Source organism: Escherichia sp. AM3, from assembly GCF_032029835.1.
GTDB classification, from domain to species: domain Bacteria; phylum Pseudomonadota; class Gammaproteobacteria; order Enterobacterales; family Enterobacteriaceae; genus Escherichia; species Escherichia coli.
On sequence record NZ_JAVUPQ010000525.1, the window covers coordinates 1 to 543 of the forward strand.

The following is a 543-nucleotide window of genomic DNA, read 5'->3' on the forward strand; positions in this document are numbered from 1 at the left end:
TTTTATTGAATCAATATACGGCATCTTTGCTACAAATGTAATAATATGAGCATCTATCTTATGCGATTTAACCCATTTTACGAGTTCGGCCCCCATCATTCCACCTGCAAATTCTCCTAAAATAAATATTTAGGCTGTAGATTTGTTACACTCCGCTATAGCTTTCTTCAGATCTTTATAGCCCCCAACAACCTCATATAAATCAGGATAATGTCCGAGAAATCCAATTATCCCATCAATCATAAACGGCTGCTGATCTGAAACTACAATTTTAATTTTTCCCATATATTCATCCTGAGTGTAAATGCTTTAACGCATTCATTTATAATCATCCCTTCCATTATTATTATAAGCAAAATCCAAAGAATACATTGATGAAATAATAATGAAATATAATTAAAAATAAAATTTTTGCGTAAAAAAATACCACAGGCATTAAAAAATCATGAGATGATTAAAATATTACAATTAGATTATATTCAAATCATTAAACTTGAGCCAGGGAGCTATAAGTCCTCAGGGCTTGCCAAAACAGAATTATTC

1 pseudogene is annotated in these 543 nt (G+C 30.9%); it reads right to left on the minus strand.

The features are described 5' to 3' along the window. A pseudogene (locus RTW80_RS27030) lies at positions 1-285 on the minus strand (LuxR family transcriptional regulator); the annotation flags it as partial. Positions 286-543: the final 258 nt, after the last annotated feature.